Source organism: Leucobacter sp. M11 (genome assembly GCF_035726885.1).
Taxonomy (GTDB): domain Bacteria; phylum Actinomycetota; class Actinomycetes; order Actinomycetales; family Microbacteriaceae; genus JAPFRB01.
This window is the reverse complement of sequence record NZ_JAPFRB010000003.1, coordinates 29,196-31,112: the sequence shown is the minus strand read 5'-3', so window position 1 is coordinate 31,112 and position 1,917 is coordinate 29,196. Positions and strand designations below refer to the sequence as shown.

Sequence of the window (1,917 nt, the reverse complement as noted above, 5' to 3'; positions counted from 1 at the left end):
CCGCGAGCACCCGGGCCGAAACCGCCCCGGAGGTGGAGCGGATCAGGGTCTCGGGGCTCGCCCCGAGGATGCCGTCCACCGCGAAGGTCCAGCAGTCCACGTAGCCGCGGGCAAGCTGGCCGAGCGGCACGCGCAGGTCGCTGCCCGCGGGCAGCTCGCCCACGAGGTCCCGGGCGAGGACGACCTTCTCAACCACGCCGTCTGCGATGCGCCGGGTGGTGCGCGCCACCGCCTCCCGATACCCCGCCTCGTCGAAGGCTCCCGGGCGAAAACCCGGCGCGTCGGGCAGCACGCCGAGGGGGCGCGGTTCGGCCAGCGCGGCCGCGGGCTGCTCGGTCACGGGTCCCTCAGCCGCGGTGTCGTCCCCGGCGAGGGCGAAGTCGGTGACCCAGGACTGGTCGCCATCGCGCGCCACCAGGCGGCGGGGGATGATGAGCACGCTCTCGGCGGCGCTCGCATCGGAGAAGGCAAAGGCCCCGAGGGCAATGAGCCCGGAGCCGGGGCGGCCGACCGGGTCCGTGACCCGGGCCGCGGCGGCCAGCTCGCGCCAGGCGGCTCCCGCGTCGGCGAAGCGGGAGGGGCCCCGGAAGCTCAGTCGGAGCAGCTCGCCGAGCCCCACGCACCCTCGATCGCCGCGCACCCAGAGCAGGGGGTTCGCGGGGTCGGCAAGGGCGACCAGGTCGGGGCGCGAATCGAGCGCGCGGGTCACGACCCGGAGAACGGGGTGGGGTGCGGTGGGACTCACCCCTCTAATCTACCGCCGTCGCCGGAGCGGGGTGTGTGCGTGCTCACAGGAGAGCGGGAGTGTTCGGGCAAGTGTCACGGGCTAACATGGAGGAGTGACCCGTCCAGAGACCGCTTCCAAGTCGTCCAGCCTCGTTTCCGCCATGTTTGACGAGGTGTCGCCTCGCTATGACCTCGCGAACGACGTGCTGTCGGTCGGCAACTCCCGACTGTGGCGGATCGCCGCGACCCGTGCCGTCGCCCCCCGGAAGGGCATGAAGGTCCTCGACATCGCCGCCGGCACCGGCACCTCATCTGCGGCGTTCGCCGCCGCGGGGGCGCGGGTGACCGCCGCGGACTTCTCGCACGGGATGCTGGCCCAGGGCCGGATCCGGCAGGCGGGGAACGAGCGGATCGAGTTCATCTGGGCTGACGCCACCGACCTGCCCTTCCCCGACAACAGCTTTGACGCGACCACGATCTCCTTTGGCCTGCGCAACGTCGACCGCCCGCAGGTCGCGATCGCCGAGATGTTCCGGGTCACGAAGCCGGGTGGGCGCGTCGTGATCTGCGAGTTTTCCCGGCCCCCGGCCGCGCTGATCCGCGAGCCCTACTTCGCGTACACCAAGCACGTGCTGCCCCGGATCGCCGGACTCATCAACGGCTCGAGCGAGGCCTACAGCTACCTGAACGACTCAATCCAGGACTGGCCGAACCAGGAACAGCTGGCCGCCTGGTTGCGCGAGGCGGGCTTCGAGCGGGTCGCGTACCGGAACCTGACCCTCGGTATCGTGGCCCTGCACCGCGGCTTCGTCCCCGCGGAGCAGCCGGTCGCCGAGGCGGCCCCGGAGCAGCACCCGCCTGCGGCGAAGGCCCCGGCCGCGAAGCGCGCCGAGCCGAAGCAGGCCGAGCCGAAGAAAGCCGAGCCGAAGCAGACCGAGCCGAAGCAGGCCGAGCCGAAGAAAGCCCAGCCCAAGAGCGCTGCGCCGCAGGGCGCGGACTCGAAGGCTGCCGAGGCGAAGCCCGCAACGGCCAAGCCCGCTTCCGCAAAGCCGGCCGCCGCCAAGGCCGCCGCGGCCAAGCCCGCCGCGAAGCCAGCGTCTGCGGCGAAGCCCGCCGCGACGAAGACCCCAGCGGCAAAGGCCCCTGCGGCGAAGGCCCCCGCGGCGAAGACCCCCGCGACCAAGCCGCGGG

The 1,917-nt window shown here is 72.9% G+C and carries 2 protein-coding genes; one reads left to right on the top strand and one right to left on the bottom strand.

Annotated elements, in window-relative coordinates; genetic code table 11:
• On the bottom strand, positions 1 to 745 hold a 745-nt coding region (locus OOT08_RS08305), incomplete at its 3' end, for a chorismate-binding protein (RefSeq protein ID WP_325092163.1).
• Positions 746 to 839: 94 nt separating this feature from the next.
• Between OOT08_RS08305 and OOT08_RS08300 the strand changes: the two genes are divergently transcribed.
• Positions 840 to 1,917, top strand: a 1,078-nt coding sequence (locus OOT08_RS08300) for a class I SAM-dependent methyltransferase (RefSeq protein WP_325092162.1), incomplete at its 3' end; no start/stop codon positions are given.